Source organism: Streptomyces sp. PU-14G, from assembly GCF_041028275.1.
Taxonomy (GTDB): domain Bacteria; phylum Actinomycetota; class Actinomycetes; order Streptomycetales; family Streptomycetaceae; genus Streptomyces.
Window position 1 is genome coordinate 1 of the sequence record NZ_JASKYT010000683.1, and the last position, 1220, is coordinate 1220.

The following is a 1220-nucleotide window of genomic DNA, read 5'->3' on the forward strand; positions in this document are numbered from 1 at the left end:
GGCTGGGGCGGGGAGAAGCCCGGAGCGGGCGAGCGCGCTCCGGCCGGCTCAGCCGCCCAGCATCACCGAACGCGTCAGGCTCCGCGGACTGTCCGGGTCGAGCCCCCGCGCCCGTGCCCGCTCCAGCGCGACGCGGTGCACCAGGACGAGATCGGCCAGCGGGTCACGGCCGCCGTGGTGCACGAACCGGGCGCCCGTCGCCACGACGTCGCCCTCCAGCCCCTCGGGTGCCTGGCCGAAGAGCCAGGTGACCCGCCCCGGCGCGGCGATGGCTATCGGACCGTGCCGGTACTCCATGGCCGGGTAGGACTCCGTCCAGCTCTGCGAGGCCTCCCGCATCTTGAGGGCCGCCTCGTTGGCGAGCCCGAACGTCCAGCCCGTGCCGAGGAAGCTGAACTGCTCGGCATCCAGCCACTCCTGCTCCAGCGGGACCGACAGCGCCGCCTCCGCGTCGCCGACGGCGCCCGCCATGTCCTCACCCAGGTGGGCACGGAGCAGGGCGAGGGCCGAGGTGGCGAACCGGGTCTGCACCACGGACTTCTCGTCCGCGAACGGGAGCGCGACCGTCTCGTCCGAAAGCGAGGTGGCGGGGGTGTCCTCGTCACCGAGCACCGTCACGGTGGGGGTGCCGCCCCGCAGCTCCTCCAGCACCCGCAGCACCTCGGTCGTGGTACCGGAGCGGGTGATGGCGACCACGGCGTCATAGCCGCGTGCCGTGCCGAGGAAGGCCTCCGAAGCGGGGAAGGCGTCCGTCACGCCCTGCCCGGAGCCTTCCCGCAGGGCCGCGTACGCCTGGGCCATGAACCAGGACGTGCCGCAGCCGACGACGGCCACGCGCGCGCCCGCAGCGGGCAGCGGGGTGTCCCCGGAGCCGATCCTCGCCGCGGCCCGCCACGTCTCCGGCTGGCTGCGCAGCTCCTGCTCCATGTATGACGTCTCGCCCATGCGCGAGCACCCCCTCCTGGGACCGGACCCCAACGGGTCCGTTGCGTAAAGGTGCATGAAACAACCGACTTTCACGCAACTTTACGCAACGAGAGCTGCGCTGTCCATCCCACGCACGGGTGAACGCGTACGGTAACCGCCGCGCCGTGACCGCTGCGCGGAGCCCGGCGAAGCCGGAGCGCGGGGCCGGGCGAGGCCGGAGCCGGGGGGGGGCCGGGCGGCGAGCGTCGCCCGGCCCCCCCGAGGTGCCTTCCGTGGGCCCGGGCACTCCTGGG

The 1220-nt window shown here is 74.2% G+C and carries 1 protein-coding gene; it reads right to left on the reverse strand.

Features of this window, described 5'->3' with window-relative positions; all coding sequences use genetic code 11:
- Positions 1-48: 48 nt before the first annotated feature.
- Positions 49-945 carry an SIS domain-containing protein gene (locus AB8Z75_RS34685; RefSeq protein WP_369209077.1) on the reverse strand — a complete coding sequence of 299 codons (897 nt, stop codon included), beginning with the start codon at positions 943-945 and terminating at the stop codon, positions 49-51.
- Positions 946-1220 lie beyond the last annotated feature (275 nt).

Coding starts and splice junctions, on each gene's coding strand:
- AB8Z75_RS34685 (WP_369209077.1), bottom strand. CDS start 945: ATGGGCGAGACGTCATACATGGAGCAGGAGCTGCGCAGCCAGCCGGAG.